The sequence below is a fragment of the Okeania sp. SIO1H4 genome (genome assembly GCF_010672695.1).
GTDB classification, from domain to species: Bacteria; Cyanobacteriota; Cyanobacteriia; order Cyanobacteriales; family Microcoleaceae; genus Okeania; species Okeania hirsuta.
This window is the reverse complement of record NZ_JAAHGB010000191.1, coordinates 1-1055: the sequence shown is the minus strand read 5'-3', so window position 1 is coordinate 1055 and position 1055 is coordinate 1. Positions and strand designations below refer to the sequence as shown.

At 38.8% G+C, this 1055-nt stretch carries 1 pseudogene; it reads right to left on the bottom strand.

Annotation, left to right across the window (positions count from 1 at the left end):
* Positions 1 to 950: pseudogene (locus tag F6K06_RS33635) on the bottom strand (transposase); the annotation flags it as partial.
* Positions 951 to 1055 lie beyond the last annotated feature (105 nt).

The window sequence follows — 1055 nt, the reverse complement described above, 5'->3', positions numbered from 1 at the left end:
GCCTCTTCTATAGAACTAGCATTGATAACGATAGCAAATGTTCTTTCTCCAAAAAGGCGTGAAGTTGATGCTCTAAATGTCATCACCCAAAGTTTTTTGGTTGTGTCTACAGTTAATATAACTCCCTCAAATTCCTCTATTCGGATGCTTTTTGCCCATTCATCTCTTCTAATTTCTGTTTCTGATTGGGATTTTTGTCTAACTACTATTTTTTCCTACGGAATGCTACGCAAACGGTTTTTGGCGATTCCTCCTAGATATTTTCATTCCTTTTCTTCAAGTTGGTTCATAAATCTTGTGTTATTGCCATAACCAGCATCAATTAAAACTTTTTCCTGACTATGGCCTCTACTGAGACTGCGGTCTATTAGCTCTATTCCTATATCTGGCTTTTTCTGAAATAGTTTGTCATTTTTTCCTTCTGGTAAAGAGCTGGAATGTTGATATAATTCAATATCTAAAGGGAAACTTTTTTTACCATCGTATCGGATGAGTTGTTACAGTTACTATTTCATTGTCTGTTTTACCTATTTCTCCTATGTATTGTCGTCCTACTCCAGATGTAAAATTACCGCTTCTTGCTCCGTCTTGACGCCGAGGAAACCTCGGCGCAGGCGGTGCGCTGTTTCGGTGTCCAGAATCGTCTAAAATCAACCCTTACCCTTTCTTGAATTTGGTTTGAGAACGTTTGTTAATTATTTCTAGACGACGTTTGCTAACGCAAAGCTTCGCTAACATTGATTTTACTAGGCTCGATTATGAGAATCTGCTATGAAATGATGTCGGCGATTATAAACTACTCCAATGGAGTTATTGGCCATTTGAGATATGTTTTTCCTTTCACTTTCCCCTAGTAATCCACCCAAATAGTGGCGGAATCCTGTTTTTTGGGGTGGGTTTTTCCCACAATCATCAAACTGTTGACACCACCTTTCAAAGCAAGGGGGCATTGCAGTAGGGGTTGTTTCTTTCGTTCCTTGCGATCGCTTCGACGTAAAATTATTGATTTACAAGCATTATAGTCTAATTTGGCCAGTTAAGTTGTGTAAGTCCCA